The 20,423-nt window shown below is 64.0% G+C and carries 18 protein-coding genes; 11 read left to right on the top strand and 7 right to left on the bottom strand.

The features are described from left to right. Positions 1 to 31: 31 nt before the first annotated feature. The 9 genes from ACXJKC_RS00570 to ACXJKC_RS00530 all read left to right on the top strand — a co-directional run bounded on the left by ACXJKC_RS00570 (position 32) and on the right by ACXJKC_RS00530 (position 8,350). A complete protein-coding gene (locus ACXJKC_RS00570) occupies positions 32 to 253 on the top strand; it encodes a hypothetical protein (protein ID WP_456694715.1) in 222 nt (73 codons plus the stop codon). Positions 254 to 330: 77 nt separating this feature from the next. Next, positions 331 to 1,662 (top strand): amidase, encoded by a 1,332-nt coding sequence (locus ACXJKC_RS00565; protein ID WP_456694714.1) that lies wholly within the window; start codon positions 331 to 333, stop codon positions 1,660 to 1,662. 43 nt (positions 1,663 to 1,705) lie between these two features. Beyond that, positions 1,706 to 2,881, top strand: a complete 1,176-nt coding sequence (locus ACXJKC_RS00560; RefSeq protein WP_456694713.1) for a PucR family transcriptional regulator — start codon at positions 1,706 to 1,708, stop codon at positions 2,879 to 2,881. Between the two features lie 88 nt (positions 2,882 to 2,969). Beyond that, positions 2,970 to 4,214, top strand: a complete 1,245-nt coding sequence (locus ACXJKC_RS00555) for an NAD(P)/FAD-dependent oxidoreductase (protein ID WP_456694712.1) — start codon at positions 2,970 to 2,972, stop codon at positions 4,212 to 4,214. Between the two features lie 29 nt (positions 4,215 to 4,243). Next, on the top strand, positions 4,244 to 5,035 hold the full coding sequence (locus ACXJKC_RS00550) for a DUF1707 domain-containing protein (RefSeq protein ID WP_456694711.1): 792 nt from the start codon (positions 4,244 to 4,246) through the stop codon (positions 5,033 to 5,035). Next, complete coding sequence (locus tag ACXJKC_RS00545) at positions 5,035 to 5,850, top strand: DUF1707 SHOCT-like domain-containing protein (protein WP_456694710.1); 816 nt, start codon at positions 5,035 to 5,037, stop codon at positions 5,848 to 5,850. The genes ACXJKC_RS00550 and ACXJKC_RS00545 overlap by 1 nt, the downstream gene beginning before the upstream one ends. 23 nt (positions 5,851 to 5,873) lie before the next feature. After that, entirely contained in the window at positions 5,874 to 6,209 is a 336-nt protein-coding gene (locus ACXJKC_RS00540; protein WP_456694709.1) for a TraR/DksA family transcriptional regulator, read from the top strand. Between the two features lie 30 nt (positions 6,210 to 6,239). Further along, positions 6,240 to 7,775 (top strand): MFS transporter, encoded by a 1,536-nt coding sequence (locus ACXJKC_RS00535; protein WP_456694708.1) that lies wholly within the window; start codon positions 6,240 to 6,242, stop codon positions 7,773 to 7,775. A gap of 8 nt (positions 7,776 to 7,783) precedes the next feature. Continuing rightward, on the top strand, positions 7,784 to 8,350 hold the full coding sequence (locus tag ACXJKC_RS00530; RefSeq protein ID WP_456694707.1) for a TetR/AcrR family transcriptional regulator: 567 nt from the start codon (positions 7,784 to 7,786) through the stop codon (positions 8,348 to 8,350). Here ACXJKC_RS00530 and ACXJKC_RS00525 read toward each other — a convergent pair whose 3' ends face one another. From ACXJKC_RS00525 to ACXJKC_RS00515, 3 genes are all read right to left on the bottom strand, one after another. Continuing rightward, on the bottom strand, positions 8,351 to 8,911 hold the full coding sequence (locus ACXJKC_RS00525) for a mycothiol transferase (RefSeq protein ID WP_456694706.1): 561 nt from the start codon (positions 8,909 to 8,911) through the stop codon (positions 8,351 to 8,353). It abuts the gene before it with no gap. 121 nt (positions 8,912 to 9,032) lie between these two features. Continuing rightward, positions 9,033 to 12,257, bottom strand: a complete 3,225-nt coding sequence (locus tag ACXJKC_RS00520) for a fibronectin type III domain-containing protein (RefSeq protein WP_456694705.1) — start codon at positions 12,255 to 12,257, stop codon at positions 9,033 to 9,035. A 23-nt stretch (positions 12,258 to 12,280) separates the two neighbouring features. Beyond that, on the bottom strand, positions 12,281 to 14,416 hold the full coding sequence (locus tag ACXJKC_RS00515) for an Ig-like domain repeat protein (protein WP_456694704.1): 2,136 nt from the start codon (positions 14,414 to 14,416) through the stop codon (positions 12,281 to 12,283). Between the two features lie 286 nt (positions 14,417 to 14,702). Between ACXJKC_RS00515 and ACXJKC_RS00510 the strand changes: the two genes are divergently transcribed. Beyond that, positions 14,703 to 15,311, top strand: a complete 609-nt coding sequence (locus ACXJKC_RS00510) for a DnaJ family domain-containing protein (RefSeq protein ID WP_456694703.1) — start codon at positions 14,703 to 14,705, stop codon at positions 15,309 to 15,311. Here ACXJKC_RS00510 and ACXJKC_RS00505 read toward each other — a convergent pair. The 4 genes from ACXJKC_RS00505 to ACXJKC_RS00490 form a co-directional block, all read right to left on the bottom strand. Beyond that, positions 15,280 to 17,775 carry a penicillin acylase family protein gene (locus ACXJKC_RS00505; RefSeq protein WP_456694702.1) on the bottom strand — a complete coding sequence of 832 codons (2,496 nt, stop codon included), beginning with the start codon at positions 17,773 to 17,775 and terminating at the stop codon, positions 15,280 to 15,282. The two genes, ACXJKC_RS00510 and ACXJKC_RS00505, sit on opposite strands and share 32 nt — an antisense overlap. A gap of 81 nt (positions 17,776 to 17,856) precedes the next feature. Continuing rightward, complete coding sequence (locus ACXJKC_RS00500; RefSeq protein ID WP_456694701.1) at positions 17,857 to 18,540, bottom strand: alpha/beta fold hydrolase; 684 nt, start codon at positions 18,538 to 18,540, stop codon at positions 17,857 to 17,859. A gap of 10 nt (positions 18,541 to 18,550) precedes the next feature. Further along, positions 18,551 to 19,171, bottom strand: a complete 621-nt coding sequence (locus ACXJKC_RS00495) for an L-threonylcarbamoyladenylate synthase (RefSeq protein WP_456694700.1) — start codon at positions 19,169 to 19,171, stop codon at positions 18,551 to 18,553. Between the two features lie 88 nt (positions 19,172 to 19,259). Then, positions 19,260 to 19,403: a GPGG-motif small membrane protein gene (locus ACXJKC_RS00490; RefSeq protein ID WP_456694699.1), complete on the bottom strand. Its 144-nt coding sequence runs from the start codon at positions 19,401 to 19,403 to the stop codon at positions 19,260 to 19,262. Between the two features lie 203 nt (positions 19,404 to 19,606). Here ACXJKC_RS00490 and ACXJKC_RS00485 point away from each other — a divergent pair, with 203 nt between their 5' ends. Next, positions 19,607 to 20,404 carry a phosphoadenylyl-sulfate reductase gene (locus tag ACXJKC_RS00485; RefSeq protein ID WP_456694698.1) on the top strand — a complete coding sequence of 266 codons (798 nt, stop codon included), beginning with the start codon at positions 19,607 to 19,609 and terminating at the stop codon, positions 20,402 to 20,404. Positions 20,405 to 20,423 lie beyond the last annotated feature (19 nt).

Genomic DNA, 20,423 nt, shown 5'->3' with positions numbered 1-20,423 from the left:
ACCGTCCGAAACTGAGCAAGGAGTTGGTCGTATGAGCAATCCAGCACGTCTACTGCCTGATCTGACCGGCATCGTGGAGGACATCGCCGTCCTGAAGGGGCTGCCCGTCGACCATGAGATCGTCGCCGGTGCACGCGCGGCGATGATCGGCAATGAGGCATTTTTCGAGACCGTCGACGATCTGGTGCTCCCGCATGCTGCTGACCCGGGCAACTTCGCGGAGTGGCTGAGGCGCAAGGGCACCGAAGCGTGAGCGCGGACGCCCTCCGGTGGCCCGTGCGGCGCGTCGCGGCTGCGCTCCGCGATGGTTCACTCACATCGGTTGGGCTAGTGCAAGCACAACTGGCACGTATCGATGCGACCGAGCCAGTGCTGCTGGCCTACGCCCATGTCGCGCGCGAACGGGCCTTGGACGAGGCGGACACGGCTGACCGCGAATTGGCGGCCGGCCGAGATCGCGGGCTCCTGCATGGCTGTCCCATCGCGGTGAAAGATCTCATCGACACCGCTGAGATCACCACGACCTACGGGTCGTCGATCTTTGGTGAGCATCTCCCCGAGCGGGACGCCACCGTGGTGACTCGGCTGCGCGAGGCGGGCGCCGTGCTGGTCGGTAAGACCAATACGCACGAATTCGCGCTCGGCGCGGAGACTCCGCCGACTCGCAACCCGTTCGATGCCGACCGCATCCCGGGCGGATCGAGCGGCGGCTCGGCCGTCGCCGTCGCCGCAGGTTCGGCGTTTCTCGCGCTCGGCACCGACACTGGCGGATCGATCCGGATACCGGCGAGCTTCTGCGGTGTTGTCGGGCTCAAACCCACATACGGGCTGGTCAGCCGCACCGGAGTATTTCCCGAGTCGTGGTCGTTGGACCACATCGGACCCATCACCCGGTACGCCGAGGATGCCGCTGCGGTCCTCGAGGTGCTGGTGGGCTATGACGAAGCAGACACGTCCACGTCACGCGGGACGAGTGTCGACTTCCTCAGCGGTATCGACCGGGGTGCTGACGGGGTCAGACTGGGTCTGCCCGTGAACTACTTCTTCGAGCATCTGCAGCCCGACGTCGAGAGCTCGGTCAGCGCGGCGATCGAGGCGTTGACCAGGCTCGGCGCGGTGACCCGGGAGGTCACGGTGCCCCATGTGCCGGAGATCATCGGAGCCCACGCGGCAATCGACCTCGCCGAGATCGCAGCACATCATCGTCGTCTCTACCTGGACGAGTGGGACAAGTATCTGCCGGAGAGTCTGGTCTGGCTCGAATCCGGACTATCGGTGCGTGCGACAACCTACATCGATGCGCAACGCGCCCGACCGGGGCTGATTACGGCGGTCCTGGACGAGCTGCGTGACGTGGATGTGCTCGTCGTCCCCACCCAGCCGGCGACCGCCCCACTTCGAGAACCGTTCAAGGCGGGGGTCCCTCTCGACTTCGGTGACTTCGAAGAGGATCCGACATCGGCCATGGTCAGGTTCACCGCCCCTTTCAACTACCTCGGGCTGCCGTCGGTCACTGTCAGCTGCGGCTACGACTCGAATGGGCAACCGATCGGCCTGCAGTTGATCGGCAAACCGTTTGCGGACGCCCTCGTGCTCCAGGTCGCACAGGCCTACCAGTCGGTCACGACCTGGCTCGACGGACTACCGGACGGACGGCTGTGAGGCAGACACAGGTCTATCGTGGACGGGCAATGAAGGAGACGGCATGAATGATCTACAGCGTTTGGTCGACGGGTTGGCCTCACGCCTGCGTCGGGCCGTCGCGATCGACGATCCCAACTTCCAGCTGATCGCCTACAGCACCGGAATCGGCGATCGTGATCTGGTCCGTGAACAAGTGATCTTGAACAAGACACCGTCAGCAGAATCGGTTGCCTGGGCCCACCAACTCCGTCTGGTGCGGGCCCAGGGGCCCCGGTGGGTGGAGAACCCGGAGCTGAAGATCCTCTCCCGGCTGGTCATTCCGATCCGTTTCCATGACATCCACCTGGGTGCTTTGTGGATCATCGCCCCGGAAAGCCAGCTCGACGCGCAGGACGTGGCCTTCGCCGAGGAGGCTGCCCAAGAAGCAGGTCTGATTCTTTTCCGGGAGCGGAGTCTGGGGACGACCGCGCGTGATCGGGTTCGCGCGCTGACGCTCGACCTGGTCGGCGAAACGGAGGAGGGACGACTGACCGCTGCTTCCCAGCTGGTTGAGGAGGAACTCTTCCCGCACGGATCGTCCGCGCTTGCCGTCGTGGTCAGGCCCTCGACCGACGCCGAGCCGCTCGGCACCGACGAGAAACTCCTCCTGGAGGATGCCCTCAACCGACTCGACGTGTTCCCGCGGTGCCAGTATCTGACGCTGATCCGGTCAGATCACGCGCTCAACGTCGTCCCCGTTCCCGATGACGGGCGGTCGGACCTGCCTGAGAAGTTGTATGCGCTCGCGCGGAAGGCGATGTCCACGGACGAACTGTTCGTCGGCGTCGGAACCGCTCGGCCACTCGGGTCACTGGTGACGTCCTATCGTCAGGCGCTGCAGGCCTTGCGGATCGCCGGTGCCGTGCCGTCGTTGAAACCCATCGCCAGAATCGATGCGTGCGGGGTCTATCGCTTCCTGGCAAGTGCCACCAGCACAGAAGAATTGCGGGAGTCGGTCCATCCGGCCATCGGCCTGCTCGAGACCGAGGCGCCATGGTTGCTCAGAACGCTCGAAGAGTTCCTCGACAATGCGGGCAACACCGCCGCTGTGGGACGTGAACTCACCTTGCACCGTTCGACGGTCTACACGCACATCGAACGCATCGAGGCACTCACGGGCCTGGATCTGAGCAAGGGCGAGGACCGCCTGGCAGCGCACCTCAGCCTGAGGATCTCCAGGCTGCTGCAGGCACCCTGACAGCCCGTCCGAAAGTCCTCGGGCTCTGGTCGAGAAACCGCGAAGGATTTTGGTCGATTCGCGTGTGGCGACACGTGAGGCTTGCTGCATGAGCAAACCCATCGCGGTCATCGGTGCCGGAGCAATCGGTCTTACATCTGCCTACTATCTGCGCCGGACGGGCGCCGATGTGATCGTGATCGAGAATGACCGTCCCGGCGCGGGTGCATCCCATGGCAATGCGGGTTGGATCGTCCCCTCCCTTTCGGCACCGCTGGCCGCTCCCGGCATGGCCAGGACCGCCCTGCGTGCATTCGCCTCACGCAATGGGCCGCTGCGAATCGATCCGGCGGCGCTGCCTGCGCTGCTGCCGTGGTTGCTTCGGTTCCAGCGGAACTGCACCGCAAGCCGGCATCTCGCCGGCATGCGGGCGACTGCCGCATTGGCCAGTGATGCGGTGCACCTGTACGAGGAACTCCGGGGGGACGGTATCGAGTTCGACATGGTCGAGGGTGGGCTGGTCGCGGTGTTCCCGGACCGCGACAAAGCACAACGTCACCTTCACAGCCTCGAACCTTTGGCCGGCTACGGATACACCGGATTCGACCTGCTCGACGAGGACGCTCTGCACCGCCTGGAGCCCGGCCTCGGCCCGCGCGCCCTCGCGGGATTCGCTGTGGGGCAGGAGGCTGCTGTGCACCCGGGCTCGCTGATCGCAGGTCTCGTCGCGCGTCTCACCGAGATGGACGTGCCGATCATCTCAGGTACGCGAGTCGCCGGTTTCCGTACCGAGAATCGCGTCGTCACATCTGTGTCCACGGCGAAAGGCGAAATCGATGTCAGCGCAGTGCTCATCGCCGCCGGTGCCTGGTCCGGCCAGCTCGGGGCCCAGCTCGGCGTGAACCTGCGTCTGCAGCCAGGCAAGGGGTACAGCGCCTCGGTCCACAGCGACCGCGCGCCGCGTATCGCCGTCTACGCCCCTGAGGCCAAGCTCGGCATCACCCCGTTCGGCGACCGGGTGCGTATCGCTGGAGGAATGGAGCTCGGCGGATACGGCCTGGAACTCCAACCGCGCAGGATCGAGGCACTCCTGACCTCGGCGCACGGAATCTTGCAGGACTGGCGGATCGATTCGGAGAGCGAGTCGTGGTGCGGGCTTCGTCCGATGACGTCGGACGGGCTCCCGCTCATCGGCGCGCTCGGGACCAGGGCCAACGCCTACATCGCCGGCGGACACGCGATGCTCGGTATCACGCTGGCGCCGGCCACAGGGCGAGCTGTCGCGGATCTGATCACGACGGGGCGTAGCCCTGAGGTGATCCGACCGTTCGATCCCGCCCGACGGACGCTCTGAGGGCGGGACCTACCCCCTACGCTTGGTGCGTGAGTCAGCGAAGGGTCCGGGCACGGGACGTCGACCGTGATGCCGCGATAGAGATCGTTGAGGCCGCCTGGTCCGACGGACAGTTGATCCGCGAGGAGTACGACCAGCGGGTCCGACGGCTCCTTCGGGCATCGACCCTCGACGAGCTCGAACAGGAGATCGTCGACCTTCAACCTGAGGGCACTGAATGGCGGCCGTCCTCAGGTGTTCCTGCGGACATCGCGGAATTGGTGTCCTCCGCGCCTGTGAGGCGCAACTCCACGACCACGGTCGTTGCCCTGGTCCTGACGGCGATCGTCGTGATCGGCGGGGTGATGTACGTGAATATCGGATCGGACAGTCCTCCACCATCCGACAAGCGGGAGCAGGTAGTGGCGGCCGAGTCGCCGTTCACACCGGCGTCGTTCATCGCCGCCCGCGAGGCGTTGGTCGATCAATCAGGTAGCGACAGTGTCTACTCCGCAGTGCTGACCAGCGACAAGTTCGAGGTCGTGAGGCCTGTTTCCGCAACCGGAAACGAAGCGGTCAAACTCACGTGGGACGGCCGATGGAGTGCGGGCCGGCCTACGACCTCCTCCGCCGAGCGGCTCAGCCTGGGGCTCGTGAGCGCAGAGGCAGTGTCGACGATTCTCGCCGACGCACGTCAGCAGTCAGATGACGAGGTCGACGTGACGCTGCTGTTCGCGATCGAACGTCACGAAGGACGGCGTGTGTGCATCACCGCCACTGTCGCCGGCGGCGCGGAGTTCTCCCGCCGTTACGACTGCCGCGGCCAACTGGTGGGAAGCTGATGGCCTATTCCCGCACACGAGCCAGAGACGCTGACCGTGCCAAGGCCATCGAGGTGCTCGCCTCAGCGTTTGCCGACGGGCAACTCAGTCGCGCCGAGCACGATAGCCGCGTGGACAAGGTTCAGGTCGCCCGCACATTCGCGGATCTGGACGCACAGCTCTTCGACCTCCAAAAGCCCGGTGAGACAAGCTGGCAGGCTCCGGGAGTCCCCCCGAAACCGGGTACTGGCAGTCCCGCACTCCTCAAGGGCGCAGCGGTCGCGACGATCGCGGCGGTGGTCCTGGCCGTGATCCTCCCCCGGGTCTTCTCCGACGACTCCGCACCTGCGCCGATCGCCGGTCCCACGGTCGCGGCGGGCAACGAAAACGAAGAGGAGCAGCCCGAACCCATCAAAGATCCGCGTACCGCCGAAGGCTATGCCGCGTTCCTCAAGGAGATGGAGACCAAACATCGCACGACCGAGATGACGAGTGCGCACTTCAGCGAAGATTCGGTCACCGTCACGCTCCCGGTCGATCCGGACAAGAGCCGTAGATACGTCGTCTGGTCGTGGGACGGCGAGTGGAGTGAGTACTCGACCGGCAAGTACTCCGACTCCGAGCAGATCTGGTCGCTGGACCTCAAGAAGGTGGACGCTTCGAAATTCGCCGCGTCGATGGAGTTGGCCCTCGGCAAGATCGAGGATGCGGAGTCCGTCGCCTTCTCCATCCAGCCCGATGGAAAGTCGTGCTACAACATCTATGTCGACAACCGATTCGACGAGTCCTACTACGGCCGTTTCGCCTGCAATGGCAAGGTGGTCCAGGAGAGCTGAGAATCCGGTGGCAGAGTAGCCGGATGGACGATCCGGCCACCCTCCTCGAACGCGAACGGCAGGCGACGCTCAGCCGGCTGTCGACCCTCACGCATGACTTCGACGAGATCGTGGCCGCCTCGCGCGACAGCAATGCCGACGACGAGCACGATCCCGAGGGCTCGACGATCGCCTTCGAACGATCCCAGGTCGGCGCGTTGGTGGCGCAGGCCCGTCGGCACCTGGCCGAGATCGAAGCGGCGTACAGCCGCCTGGCGGACGGAGTCTATGGCTCGTGTGAGCTCTGCGGTCGGCCCATTGCAGAGGCACGACTCATCGCGCGTCCGGTGGCGCGCACGTGTATCCGATGCGCATTCTGAACTGTACTGACCAGACGGTATAGTTCTGGGATGACCTATCTTCCCGGCAGCCGCCCCACGAGAAGTCGCTGGGCCGCGCTGGCCGTGCTCGCCGGTGCAGTGCTCCTGCTCGCGATCGACGGGACAGTCCTGTACCTGGCCGTCCCCTCGTTGACCGAGGACCTCTCTCCCACTGCCACGCAGGTGCTGTGGATCGGTGACGTGTATTCGTTGACCTTGGCAGGTCTGCTCATCACGATGGGCAATGTCGCAGATCGGATCGGTCGAAAGAAGCTGCTCCTGATCGGATCGACGGCGTTCGGTGTCGCGTCGCTGTTCGCCGCCTATTCCACGAGTCCCGAGATGCTGATCGCCGCTCGCGTCCTCCTCGGCATCGCAGGCGCGACGATCATGCCCTCGACTCTGTCGATCATCCGGAATCTGTTCCCCGACAAAACGGAGCGGACCAGGGCCATCGCGATCTGGTCGGCTGCGTCCACGGGCGGAATCGCACTGGGCCCACTCGTCGGCGGCGCCCTGTTGGAGAACTTCTGGTGGGGTTCGGTCTTCCTCATCAATGTCCCGGTCGTCATCGTCCTGGTCATCGCCGGCATCATCTTGCTGCCTGAGACCCGCGACCCCGATCCGGGCCGGTTCGACATCCCGTCGGCGGTTCTGTCGATGGCGATGATCGTGCCGCTGGTCTATGCGGTCAAGCACGCCGTGGGCTCCGGCTTTGACGCCGTGACGCTCACGGCGCTCGCGGCCGGAATCGTCGCCGGGATCGTGTTCGTCCGCCGGCAACGCCTGCTGCCCTCGCCCATGATCGATGTGAGTTTGTTCCGTATCCCGGCGTTCAGCGGTGCGGTGGTCGCCAACTTCTTCGCCATTTTCGCCTTGACCGGCCTGTTGTTCTTCTTCTCGCAGTACTTGCAGCTGGCACGGGGATTCGGCCCGTTGAAAGCAGGGCTGGCCGAGATGCCGGCAACGATCGCTTCGATCGTCGTGGTCCTGGTCGTCGGCACCGCCGCCGCTCGGCTCGGAGTGGGTCGGGCGATCGCCTCCGGTTTGCTGCTCGCGGCCGTTGGCCTGTTGATCGTCGCGGTCGCCGAATCGGCGGACAGCTACGTGTGGCTCGCGCTGGCGCTCATCCCGGTCGGTTTGGGGATCGGAATAGCCATGACGTTGACCACCGATGCGGTGGTCTCGTCGGTCAAACCGGAGAAGGCCGGCTCCGCGTCCGCAATCGCCGAAACCGCCTACGAACTCGGGGTCGCCTTGGGTATCGCCGTGCTCGGATCGATCGTGACGCTCGCGTATCGCGCCTCGCTCGATCTTCCGGAAGGGGTCGATTCTGGGACCCGGGAGGCGGTCGAGGACTCGTTGGCCTCGGCGCTCAACGCGGTCGAACCGCAATCTGTCCTGGCACATGCTGCGACAGAAGCCTTCGTCTCGGCGATGCAGACGGCTTCGGTGCTGGCGGCGGCACTCACCGCATTCGCGGCGCTGATCGCCTGGCGGGTCATCCCTTCTCCCCGGGCCGGTCGCCCCAGCGATGAGCCGGTCCGATCAGCTGTCGAGGACTAGGCGAGATCATGGGACGATCTGCGGGCCGCACACCCGAACAGACGCGACGGCTCCTGCTCGATGCAGCAGGTTCGGTCATCCGCACCAGAGGAATCGCCGCAACCCTCGACGAGATCGCCGATGCCGCCGGGATCTCCAAGGGCGGGTTGATATATCACTTCGCGAGCAAGGACCAGCTGATCCTGGCTCTGGCCACAGATGCCTTGGACGCCTTTCGAACCGCGGTGCTGAACGCCGTCGACGTCACCGAACCGTCCCCGGGGCAACTGACCCGGGCCTATATCCGCTGCTGTTTCGACGTCAGTCACAATGAACCGGCGACGCGAGAAGATCTCAGACTGGCGGTCCAGCTCATGAGCAGTGCAGACGTCAACGAGCTGAATCGCCTGGACTCCATGAAGTGGGATGAGGATCTGCGGGCCGACGGATTGCCCGACGACGTGCTCACCCTGGTCATCGCCGCCGCGGACGGGGTCAGCAGCGCGCCGCTATGGGGCGGGCTGACCGACACTCAGCACTACAACCGACTGAGAGATCAGCTCATCGCGATGACGTTCGAACCACCGCGAAGCTGACTACTGACCGACCCGGCCGTCGACACATTCGCGCAGCAGATCAGCATGCCCGCAGTGCCGTGCGTACTCCTCGATCCGGTGGACCATGAGCTCGCGGACCGAGACGTTGTCAGCGCCGAGACGCTCGCCCAGGTCAGGATGCTCGGCCAGGAGTGCATCGGTCTCGGCCTGCTCACGTTCGAGATCGGTGTAGGCGGCGTCGACCATCGCCTGGTCGGCCCGGGCATCGTCGAAGTCCGCATCACGCGCGCCGTACAGTTTGGGCACCTCGACGTCCGGTTCGATCCAGGTGCGCCAGTCCCGTTCGACTTCCACCAGATGGCGCAGGAGTCCAAGGAGCGACATCGTCGAAGGCGGTACTGAACGCATCGCGAGCTGGGCCGCGTCGAGACCCTCGCACTTCATCAACAGCGTCAACCGATAGTCACGCAGGAAGTCCAGCAACGTGGCCAGTTCGCCGTCGGGGCTGGAACTATCGCGATTGCGTGGATCCTGGTCCGGATCAGCCCACATATCGGGATAGGTGGTCGCCTCGGTCCATCGTCGGGGTTGATCGGCCATGATGCCGATACTGGCTGGTTTCCGGGCCCGCGGCAAGCTCGTGGACGCTTGTGACGCCGAAGGGCCGGACTCCCCTGGTGGAGAATCCGGCCCTCGACGAAACCATCAGATCAGATCGGCATCAACCCTTCGGGATCTTGATCTTGATGATGCCGACCGGAGCACGGTCTCTGGCCGACACGTAGGCGAACCCACGCTGGGAGTCGACCGAGATCCCGTACACCTTGTTTCCGTATTCATGTGCCGACAACCGGATCACCTGCGAACGATCAGACGTCTTGAGCACTGTGACACCGCTGTCCTGATACGTGTTGGTCGAATTGGCCAGGAACACCAATCCCGCGTTCTCGTCGACATCGACCGCACGCCACGTCGGGCCGACCTGCGGCACTTCATGCTCGAGGGAGTAGTCCGTCCCGTTGTACACCCGCAACCCCACGGTGCCGGCGGCGTTCTCGTTCGAGACATAGATCCGACCCGCCTTGGCGTCGAACGCGATCCCGTGGGATGCCCAATTGGCGCCCGGCGTGTCGATGACCTGGGTTATCGCACCGGTCGCGGCGTCGCTGACGGTGAATCCGGTCCCACGGATCGAACCGAAGACCTTTCCGTTCGCGAAGTCGACCGCGATCCCCCGCACGTTCGCACCGAAGGTGAACGGACCACGGATCACCGACGCATCCGTCGGGTCCACCACAACCCAGCTGGCGCCGTAGGCGACGTACAGCTCGCCCTTGGCCTCGTCCAGCGCAAGATCTCGGACTCCCTCAGCAGCTGCGTCCGGGATCGTCAGGACCTTGACGGTTTTGTCCGTGGCCGGATCGATGACCCGGACTCGTGCCGGACGCTGCTCATTGCCGACGAACAGGTGTCCGGTCGCCTTCTGGACCACCGAACCCACGGGCTTGTCGTCCATGGAGGTGTCGTCGGCCCCCGGGATCGCCGTCAGCGGGGTGGCCTTCCAATCAGGCGTTCCTGCTCCCGGATCGGTACCGCCCGGCTCGCCCTCACCGGGATCCGTGCCCGGATCGGTGTCACCCGACAACACCCGCTTGCTCTTGGTGATGGCGGTGGGGGTGGTTTCTTCGCCGGCGGGGTTGAGTCGGAAGTCGCGGTTGGTGACGTAGACCTGTTGACGTTCTTCGTCGACTGCGATGCCGTAGCCGTCCTTGCCGAACTGGGCACCCTTCTTGTCGGCCAGCTCCTTGCCGGTGGCCAACGAGTGGACGCTGAATCCGCCCGAGGTGTCGTTGGTACCGGTGTAGCCGACGTAGACGAGCCCGTTGGTGGAGTCGATGTCGACCTGCCGGGCGTTCGCGCGGGTCGGGGTCGACCACTTGGACGCGAACGATCCCTTGGCGTCGAAGACCTCGACATTCTTGACGTCAGTCGATTCCTCGAARTACGAGACCGCGACCTTGCCACCGGCCTCATCGGCTGCGACATAGTAGGCACCTGTCGTACCGGAGATCGTGCCGATCGACTCGCCGGTCTTGGCGTCCAGCACCTCGACACCACGTGCCGGGATCGCGACGTACACGTACCCCAGCTTCGGATCGATATCGATCGAACGGTTTGACTCAGCAACCGTGAACGGCCCACGTACAACCTGGCCGTACGTTTCGGCCTTGGTCGAGACCACGACCCAGTTCTTGTTCTGCTGACCCACGTACAACAGGTCATTCTCATCATCGACACCCAGATCACGRATGTTCTCCGGCAACGTCATGGTGTTCTTGACCTCATCGGTAGCCGGATCGATCTCGAAGATCTTGCGACCATTCTGATCACCCATGAACACGTGATCCCGCTTCGCCGAGAACGCCACACCCGCAGGCAACGACGCCAACGACTTATCCACCGACCTCAGAGTCTTCTTGGGGTTGTAGTTGTACGTCTCTCCGGTGCCGGGATCAGTGCCCGGATCCGTTCCCGGATCGGTTCCGCAGCCCAGGCACGGGCCTGGGTTGTCCGGGTCGATGACATCCGGAGCCTTGTCGTCGGTGACGGCTTTGCCGTGCTGGTTCTTCACGATCGTGAAACCGTCGTAGTACTGGCCGTCCGCGGTGCGCGACTCGTACCGTAGCTTGCCCGCCTTGACATCGATCGCCTGGTAGAGCTGCAGTCCACCGCCCATGCGGCGCAGATGGGCGTCATTCTCGTTCCACAGACGCGGTCCGGCCTTGTACTTCTTGGATCCGACAACCGAGACGGCGTACACGGGGCCGTCGTACGAGAGCTTGGCGTCCCAGCTCGCGGGATTGTCGACCTCGGCGTCCTCATGATTCCCACGCCCGTAGGCATGGTCGTGGCCCTGCAGGACCAGGTCGACGTTGTGCTTCTCGAACAGCGGCAGCCATGCTTCCCGGATCGTCCGGTTGTTGCGGCCTTCGTCGAGCGAGAAGATCGGATGGTGGAAGTAGATGACCGTCCACTGGTTGGGATTCTGCTCCAGTACACCCTTGAGCCATGCGGTCTGGATGGCCAACGGACCGGCCGCGCTCGCATTGCTGTTGAGCGAGATGAACCGAACGCCCTGGTAGTCGTTGTAGTGAACCGTGCCCTTCAGCAGGTCGTAGTCAGGACTGCTGCCCTGGGGCCCGTTGTCGGGATACGTGAACTGCGCCTGGAACTGCTTGGAGATCGCATCGCCCTCGTATTCGTGGTTGCCGGGTGCCATCAGGAAGTTCTTGGTGCCCATCGCGTATCCCGTTGCGTCATACACCTCCCCCCACTGCTCGTCACTCATCGCATCGTTGACGATGTCGCCGACCTGAACCATGAGATCGGCGTCGGGCCGATCACGCAGGGCGTTGCGGATGACTCGCGACGACTGCGACTTGATCCCGTTCTGCACGTCGCCGAAGTACAGGAATGAGAAGTCCTTCTTGTCGGCCTTCGCGGTCGTGAAGTGCTGCCATTCGCTCCAGTTGGTGCCGTCACCGACCCGATACTGGTACGTCGTGCCCCCGGTCAGACCCGTCAGAGTCGCCTTGTGGAACTTGGCGTCGTAACCCAGATCAGTCTTGATCGAGGTGCTCTCGGCGTCGAACTTCATCTGGTCATTGCGGTATGTCTTGCTTGAAGCGACCAGCACCTCGACCTGGGGGGATGTGACCGCCGTCGACGACCGCCAACTGACGTACTGGCTGGTCTCAGGCGTTGCCGTGGGAGTCAGCGTGAGCCGGTCGGGCACACGCGTGGGGTTGTAATGATCTGCCGGTGATGTGGCGACGGCTTGTGCCGGAGTGGCCGACATCGTGGCGACGCTCGTCAGGGCGGTGCAGGCAAGTGCCGCACCCAGGACGCGGCGCACGAGGCGCCGGGGTTGTGTCGACGTGGACACGGTGATCCCTCTCGTTGGAGTCTTCATCGGACCGTCACCTTCTTGGCGGCGGACTTGGATCCTGTGACATTCGACGTTCCGTCATAGCGGACCGAGATCTTGTGCGATCCCTTCTTGAGCTTGGGCAGCTTGATCTTGACGGTGCCGTTGGAGCGCAGCGTGGCGGTGCCGATGAGCTTCGAGCCGTCATAGACCCGGACTCGTGCGGCTGGCGCTTTGATGCCGCTGACCAAGACCCGAACCGTGACGCTGGCCCGCTTCTTGGCCTTGATCTTCGAGGCGAGGCCGCTGATCTGGGTGCCGGAGCTCGCCTTGAGCACCGTGATGGTGCGGGCGGTCGACGTGCCTGGCTTGTAACCGGTTGCGCCCTTGGCGGGAGTGAATGTCGCGGTGATCTGGTGACGACCTGCGGGCAGTGTCGCGGGCAGCTTCAGTGCCGCTTTGCCACTGCCTGGCGCCGTGACCGTGGAAAGCGTGCGAGCGCCGTCCTTGAACGTGACACTTCCAACCGGCTGCTGGCCCGATACCTTCGGCACAACAGCGGTGACAGTCACCCGTGACGCCGATCCATACCGCTGTGACGAGGCGCGATCTGCCGTCAGAACCGGAATGACTGCTGACACAGCAGGTGTGGTGGGCGTAGTGGGCTCAGGTGTTGTCGGAACCGTCGTCGTGGGGGTGGGACCGGGTACCGCGGCCGACGGCAATGCGGTCGGCGTACCGTCCTTGGCCCGTGAGGATCCCGGCCCGTTCGCACGGGGCTTGTCGATCGTGGTGACGAGCTTCTTGCCGCCGGATTTGACGATGTCGAATCCGTCGACCAGCTGACCCGAGACATTCCAGCTCTCCACGTGGAGTTCACCGGACTTGACGTCGACGAGTTGGTACATCTGGGTGTCGCGTTCCATGGCCCGAAGGCGCGCGCCGTTGACGATCCAGTTGTTCGACTCGGCCGGGTCCGGCACGTAGTACTTCGGACCCGCGACGGAGACCAGATAGACCGGTCCCCGGTTGCTCGTGACGGCAGTGGAGCCGGACGGCAGATCTGTCTCGTTCGCGATGACATTGCCGCGGCCGTAGGCGTGATCGTGGCCGTTGAGCACGATGTCGACGTCGTACTTCTCGAACAACGGCATCCAGGCATTGCGCAATGTGGCGTTGTCGCGGCCCGACGTCACCGAGAAGATCGGGTGGTGGAATGTGACGACGGTCCACTGATTCGGATTGTTCTTCAGCACGCCTTCGAGCCATTCGGTCTGTGCGGCCATGGCAGCGGCATCACCGGGGAAGTTGCTGTTGAGGGCGATGAACCGGACGCCCTGATAGTCGCTGTAGTACACGTTCTCGGAGTACTGCTGCTTGATCGCCGAGGTTGTGTCGGGCCCATTGGTCGGGTATTCGAACTGTGCGGCCCAGTTGGCCGAAAGCTGCGGTCCCGGGTAGTACTCGTGGTTGCCGGCGGCGGCAACGACATTCATCGAGCCATTCGCGAAGCCGGCGGCGCCGAACCACTCCCCCCACTCGGCATCGGAGTTGTCGGTGTCGATCAGGTCGCCGGCGTGCATGACAACCTTCGCGTATGGACGCGCCTCGGTCGCAGCACGGAACGTGCGGGACACATATGACTTGATGTCGTTCTGCGCATCGCCTTGCATGATGAACGAGAACGGCTCGGCATCTGCTGCGGCCGTCGTGAACTCGGTCCATTCACTCCACGACTCCCCGTCACCGACTCGGTAGACGTATGTCGTGTCCGGGGTGAGATCGGTCAGCGTCGCCGAGTGATGCGATTCGGGGTAGCCGAGGTCCGCGGTCTTGGTCGTCGTGGTGGCGGCAACCGTCTTGGTCGCCTGAGCGTCACCCTTGGTGGCAAGCGACAGCTCGACCTTCGGCGTCGTCACATCGCTCGACGTCCGCCACGTGATGCTCTGCGACACGCTGGGAGTCGCGGTGGGTGTCAGGATGACGCGGCCAGGGGTGGCGTCGGGCCGGTAGATCGTGGCCGGATTGACAGCCGGTGGCGCCAAGCCGCCGGATGCGATGGCGATGGCGCCGGTGGTGAGCACGAGGCCCGCAGCGACACCGCCAACCAGCAACTTCGGTCGAATTCCATCGAATCGCCGGACTCGATCGAATCGCCGGGAGGGGACAGTTGACATCAGGGGGATGTACCTCTCATAGAAGCACCGCGAGATGGTCGCGATGAGGCGCGAACATAAATAGCTGTCGGCGGCACATCGCCCCCGACAGCAGCTGAAACGCTAGTGCCGGCCGGCACCCGGATTTGCCCAAAACAGGGGCGCGGCCAAGAGGTTCCGCGACTGTTCGTCTGCCGTTCGTCTAGCTCCTGAGCCGTCCTGGATGACGTGCAAGTGGACGCCAGATGTCGCGAGAGCGCGATGTGTGATGAGAACGCCTAGAATCGCAGTAGTGCAGGAGGTGATCATGAGCGCGAATGACCGAGCGCGTCACGAATACCGGTGGCGTCTCGAGAAAGAGGCCGCCGCGAGCGAAGCGCCTGTCGAAGACGATCCCCAGGAGCAGGTCCGCCGCCGACTCCGACGCGAGACGAGCCAGCCCCGCTGGGTCGACATGCAGATCGAACAGGCGATGCGTGACGGTGAGTTCGACAATCTCCCCGGTGCCGGAAAGCCCATCCCCGGGATCGACCGGCCGCATGATCCCGACTGGTGGCTCAAGCGCCTGATCGAGCGTGAACGCCTCAGTGTCCTCCCGCCGGCGCTGGCACTGCGTGTCGAGGACGCCGAACTCGACGACGTGCTCGACCGTGAGTCGACTCCCGACGGGGTCCGCCGTGTGCTCGAGGACTTCAATGCACGCATCATCGACGCGCGCCGCCAGCTGCAGGGCGGACCTCCGGTCATCACCGTCCTGCGCGATATCGACCGCGAGATCGACGCCTGGCGAAAGCGTCAGCGTGACCGGATCGCAGAACAGAAACGCCGCTTGGCCGAACTTCGTGCAGCCGAGACATCACGACGTCCGACGCGCTGGCGATGGCTCACCGCTTGGCGTTCAACCTCACACGACTGATCTTCTGCTTGGCGATCTGTGCCTTCGTGAACGGGAAGTTGACCCACTTCTCCTGGCTGAAGAGTCTGGTCTGGTCGCGGCTCCACGGAGATCTCGTGTCGAGGGACTGGCCGTACGCCAGGATCGTCGATGCCTTGACACTGCGCCGCGTGAACGACACCGCCTGGATGTGTGAGGAGCCGTAGTTGACCCGATACGGCTTCCCCGTGGTCGAGAAGATGCCGCTGTTGCTCAGGACATTGGCATTGCCGGACTCCGCATCGCCACCACCGAGGGGTATCTGAGCGCCGGGTTTGTCGGCGACCTGGAGTGTGCTCAAGCGCGCGTCGAGCGGGATCTTCTTGGCATTCAGCGATGCGATCGCCTCGCTCATGGCCTTGATCGTCGGCTGATCGGTCTCTTTCAGGTCACGTGGTGTGTTCAGCGGATCGTTGGGATCGAACGGGACCGCCCACGGCGACTTCGCCCGCTGCATGAACTCACGGAAGATGTGCGATCCGACGCTGTTCAGATCACTGCTGCCGTCCCAGGCGCGTAGAACCTTGCAGGCCTGCCCGCCCTGCGCGGCCGTGCACAGCTTGTCGAGGTCGCCGCCCCGACGGGCGAGCTCGGCACCGAAGACTCGGTTCCGGTGCTGGAACCCCCGCATCGTGGTGTGCGATATGCGGCCCTTCTTGAGTGCATCGGTCACATATCGATAGACCATGCGGGTACGCAATGTTCGTTCGGACCGTTCGCTGCCGATGATCGGCGAGAAGCCTTCGAGCTTCTGCGCCGGATGAGGCAACCAATATGAGTCATTGGCGTTGGCCACCCAGTCGCGTCTGATCGTCGCGGGCAGATTTCTCGGCCCGAAGATTCCGGGGCGCTGGGCATCGGGGTCGTTCTTCCAGGCACACGAGGATCGTGCGCGGGTGCCGTCGAGCACCGGCAGCCCGGCGAGTTGCTGGGTCAGGATGCCGATGGGCGTCAGGCACGCGAGCGGATTGATCATCGAGCCCGGGACGTTGGGGACGACGCCGTGATCTGCGTACAACGCATTGCCGGCCCGATCGGCCGCGATCGTGTTGACCCACGGGATCCCGGCACCACGGTCCTGTGCCTTCAGCAGTCCTCGCACCGATGACGCCTTGCTCATACCGAGAAAAGTGTCGATCGTGCGCAGGTGCTCACCATTGGCGTCGCGGATCACAAAGACGCTGATGGGAGTCCAGCCCATCAAAGTCTTCGGATTGTCGATGACATAGCCATCCTCCGTGCGGTACAGGGTCTTGCTGACGTTCGTGACTTGGCCGTTCGCGCCGCGCACCGGAACGCTGACCGGCCGCTTCTCCAGGGTCTTGATGCCGTGGTCGGTCAGATACTGCCGTGGAAATCCGGGCAGGGTGCGGTATTCGTACGGCGTGAACCGATAGGCCGTGGAGACCGTGTGGCTCCATGCGACGTTCTTGTTGAAGCCGATGTTGATCACGGGTGAACCCAGCAGACTCGCGCCGGCGGCATCGTACTTTCCCGGGATCGTGAGGTGCACCTGTTCGAACCGGAACCGACCGTCCCAGGGAAAGTGCGGATTGCCCAGCAGCATGCCCGTTCGTGTCGTCGTGGCGTTGCCGCCGAGCGCCGTGGCGTTCGAACCGAATGGGCTGGCCGGGTCCTTGCCGAGACGTGATTTGAGCGCGCTCGCCGACGGTTTCGATGCGGGGGCGGCGGAGAACGGTAGGAGGGCCCCGAGATCAGGAATCGGCAGATCAGGCAGATCAGGCAGCTCGAGACCCGGGGGCAGGTCGAGACCCAGATCTCTGAGCTTCGGCAGGCCGAGGTCGCCCAGAGACGGTGGATCCGCGTCAGCGATCGCGGGCAGGAAGACGCCCGAGGATGCCAGAAGATTCGCGGCGTAGACCCCATACCAAAGATCCGTCGAGCTACCGGGTCTCAGGTAGCCGGCACCTCGACACGACTTGTCCTTGACCCGCTTGGCTCCGCCGATCTTCTTGAGATACCGGTTGACGCCGGCGGAATATCCACGGACCAAGGCCTTGGCCTCCGCGCCAGGTCCCCTGACCGGATCGGCCAGCAACTTCTCGACGACTCTGCGTTGACGCAGATCGATGAAGAAGGCATCGGACTGCAGATTCGTCGCGCTGACACTGACCCGGTCTTCGTACCTTGCCTTCCCACCGAACCATCTTGACCGCTCCCCTCGTCCGGTCAAGATGGTGTCGGCGAGATTGCACAGGTGCGTCTCCGCCGTGGCGAAGCCGTGCCCGTACCCGAGTGACTCCCAGTCCTTCGCCACCACGTGCGGAATGCCGTGCTGGGTCCGGGTGATTGTGACGTCGTATCGGCCGTTGCGGGGTGACAGTGGAGTTCCTGCGGCATCTGCCTCACCGGTCGTCGCCGGTAACAGCAGGCTGGCTCCCACCAGCGCCGCAGTGATCGCTGCTGCCCGCAGGCTCCATGACATCGACAACCTCCTGTGTGTCCCACCTGACGCGTTCAACGCCGGGGATCACACAAAGTTACGCAAACGTCCAGGTTGTGGCTGCTATGACGAACGCAGAAGCGTGTCGGCGAGCTCGTCAGGTTGACTCAACGCGCACAGGTGGCCACCCGGAACGGCTTCGACCTCTAGACCGAGACGGTCGCGCGCCACCCTCTGTTGGAACTCGAACGGGAAGAATCTGTCATCGAGACCGCTGAGTACTCGAGTCGGCACATCGGGCCACCCCCTCGGTGCCCAAGCAGCCTCGAAAACTACCTCGTGCTCGTCCTGAGCGTCCTGGTTGAGCGGAGCCACGATCGCAGGGTCCACATCGTGAGTGAAGTAGGTATCCAGATCGAATGGCGCGTCGGGGTCGCGGCCGTCCCGCACGTCATGTGCCCTGCGAGCGGCATCAGAATCGGTTGCGGCCCACCATTCGCCGGCCGTCTCCCCCGGCAGCGGAATCATGGCGTTGACCAGCACCAACTCGCGTGGGCCGATCAGGTTAGCTGCCCACGATGCGCTGAACCCACCGAGCGACTGTCCGACCAGCACCACATCGTGCAATGGTTCGACTACTCGCACGATCAGATCGACGTACTCCGGCAGGCCGCTTTCAGGGTCTGGGCCGGGCAATGCGACAGCGGTACTCGGCACCCCACGGGCGTCCAACCGCTCACGGACCAGATTCCAATAGGACGCCACTCCTCCGGCGCCCGGCACGAAGACGTACGTCGGGGAGCTCATGACGTGATCCTTACTCGAACGGCGCCGGGTCACCCGCGCCGACGCGGACGACTTCGGCGTATCCCTCGGAGAAGTCGACGACCGTCGTCGGCTCGGCGATGACGTCCTCTCCGGACTCGATCACCGCATCGACCTGACCGTCGAGTTCCTCGGCGATAAGCCAGGCCGCCGTCATCACCTCAGTGTGGTCGGGCAGGATCAGCGTCGTCGACAACAGCGGTTCACCGATCGCGGTCAACAAAGCCGTGACGATCCTGCTCTCGGGAATCCGGACTCCGACGGTCTTCTTCTTCTCGTGGAGGAGGCGTCGAGGCACTTCCCGGGTGGCCGGCAGGATGAACGTGTACGGTCCCGGCGTCGCGTTCTTGACAGCCCGGAATATCGAATTGTCGACGTGGACGAACTGACCGAGCTGCGCGAAGTCTTTGCATACGAGGGTGAAGTGGTGCTTGGCATCGAGCTTGCGGATCGTCCGGATGCGCTCCAGGGCATCTTTGTTGCCCAGTTGCGCGCCCAGGGCGTACCCCGAATCCGTGGGATACGCGATCAGTCCGCCGTCCTGGATCACTGCCGCCGCCTGATCGACTGCACGTTGCTGAGGGTTGGCCGGGTGGATGTCGATGAAACGCATGGTCTGAGATTACGTCCGATACCACCCAATGACGAAGGGCCGGGTGGAATAGCCACCCGGCCCTCTGCTTGCGTCTTGCGGTGTTCAGCTATTTGAAAATGCTGTATCCGCCTGGTCCGACCAATGCTGCGACGACCAACAAGATGATGCCGATAAGGATGTCACCGCGCACCAGGCGCAGGATTCCGTAAATCGCGATGGCTACGGCGATGATCCACAAGATGAAAGCCATGTCTGTCCCTCTCTTTCGGGTGGCGAGTGCCACTCGGGTATGACGTACCCAGCAGCAGCTGGATCAAACATTGTGAGGTGGGTCACGCGATTGCGTTCCGCGATACGGACACGGCTCCGTCGCACACGACACTGCCGCCAGCTCGACCTAGTGTTGAGGCCGTACGACGATCGATTGAGCCAGATCCAGGAGGTGCGCGGTCCATGAGTGAAGCAGCCCCAACACTGGCGGAGCGCCGCGATCAGCAGCTCGCCCATACCGCGGCACGCACGGCCCATCTGGCCTCGCGTGAATCAAAGCTGTCGCCCCGTCGCGGCAATGCAGAACTGAAGGCCATCGCAGAACAGGCCCAGGAACGTCTCGGCGACACCGATGCCGACACGGTACTTGCGTGGGTGGCAGAAGAGTTCGGCTACCGTACCGCCGTCGCCTGCTCGATGGCCGACGCGGTGCTGCCCGATGTGGTCGCCAAGCACCTTCCGTGGGTCGACACGCTGTTCCTCGAGACCGGCTACCACTTCGCCGAGACGATCGGCACTCGCGACGCTGTCGAAGCCTCGATGCAGCTCTCGATCGTCGATGTGCTGCCGCGGCTCACGGTCGCCGAGCAGAACGAGGAGTTCGGCGAGAAGCTGTATGAGCGCGATCCGGCCAAATGCTGCGATATGCGCAAGGTCGAACCGCTGCACCGGACGTTGCAGGGATATGAGGTCTGGATCACCGGGGTCCGTCGCGACGAGGGACCTACCCGCGCCAACACCCCCTTCATCACCTGGGACGACAAGAATGGCCTGGTCAAGGTCAACCCTCTGGCCGCCTGGACATTCGACGATCTCTTGGCCTACGCCGATGACCATGGCGTCATCGTCAATCCGCTCGTCAACGACGGCTACCCGTCCATCGGCTGCGCCACGTGCACCCGTCGGGTGGCCCCCGGCGAGGATCCCCGCGCCGGACGCTGGGCAGGACTCGACAAGACCGAGTGCGGCTTGCACACCTGATTCTCCCGAACACCTGCAC

Source organism: Aeromicrobium sp. P5_D10 (assembly GCF_054049535.1).
Note: the sequence above shows the minus strand (reverse complement) of the source record. Positions and strands in the feature narration are given on the sequence as shown.

What these genes read in the sequence shown, in the direction of transcription:
- ACXJKC_RS00570 (WP_456694715.1), top strand. Translation starts at nt 32, where the DNA reads ATGAGCAATCCAGCACGTCTACTGCCTGATCTGACCGGCATCGTGGAG.
- ACXJKC_RS00560 (WP_456694713.1), top strand. Translation starts at nt 1,706, where the DNA reads ATGAATGATCTACAGCGTTTGGTCGACGGGTTGGCCTCACGCCTGCGT.
- ACXJKC_RS00555 (WP_456694712.1), top strand. Translation starts at nt 2,970, where the DNA reads ATGAGCAAACCCATCGCGGTCATCGGTGCCGGAGCAATCGGTCTTACA.
- ACXJKC_RS00545 (WP_456694710.1), top strand. Translation starts at nt 5,035, where the DNA reads ATGGCCTATTCCCGCACACGAGCCAGAGACGCTGACCGTGCCAAGGCC.
- ACXJKC_RS00540 (WP_456694709.1), top strand. Translation starts at nt 5,874, where the DNA reads ATGGACGATCCGGCCACCCTCCTCGAACGCGAACGGCAGGCGACGCTC.
- ACXJKC_RS00535 (WP_456694708.1), top strand. Translation starts at nt 6,240, where the DNA reads ATGACCTATCTTCCCGGCAGCCGCCCCACGAGAAGTCGCTGGGCCGCG.
- ACXJKC_RS00530 (WP_456694707.1), top strand. Translation starts at nt 7,784, where the DNA reads ATGGGACGATCTGCGGGCCGCACACCCGAACAGACGCGACGGCTCCTG.
- ACXJKC_RS00525 (WP_456694706.1), bottom strand. Translation starts at nt 8,911, where the DNA reads ATGGCCGATCAACCCCGACGATGGACCGAGGCGACCACCTATCCCGAT.
- ACXJKC_RS00515 (WP_456694704.1), bottom strand. Translation starts at nt 14,416, where the DNA reads ATGTCAACTGTCCCCTCCCGGCGATTCGATCGAGTCCGGCGATTCGAT.
- ACXJKC_RS00510 (WP_456694703.1), top strand. Translation starts at nt 14,703, where the DNA reads ATGAGCGCGAATGACCGAGCGCGTCACGAATACCGGTGGCGTCTCGAG.
- ACXJKC_RS00505 (WP_456694702.1), bottom strand. Translation starts at nt 17,775, where the DNA reads ATGTCATGGAGCCTGCGGGCAGCAGCGATCACTGCGGCGCTGGTGGGA.
- ACXJKC_RS00500 (WP_456694701.1), bottom strand. Translation starts at nt 18,540, where the DNA reads ATGAGCTCCCCGACGTACGTCTTCGTGCCGGGCGCCGGAGGAGTGGCG.
- ACXJKC_RS00495 (WP_456694700.1), bottom strand. Translation starts at nt 19,171, where the DNA reads ATGCGTTTCATCGACATCCACCCGGCCAACCCTCAGCAACGTGCAGTC.
- ACXJKC_RS00490 (WP_456694699.1), bottom strand. Translation starts at nt 19,403, where the DNA reads ATGGCTTTCATCTTGTGGATCATCGCCGTAGCCATCGCGATTTACGGA.
- ACXJKC_RS00485 (WP_456694698.1), top strand. Translation starts at nt 19,607, where the DNA reads ATGAGTGAAGCAGCCCCAACACTGGCGGAGCGCCGCGATCAGCAGCTC.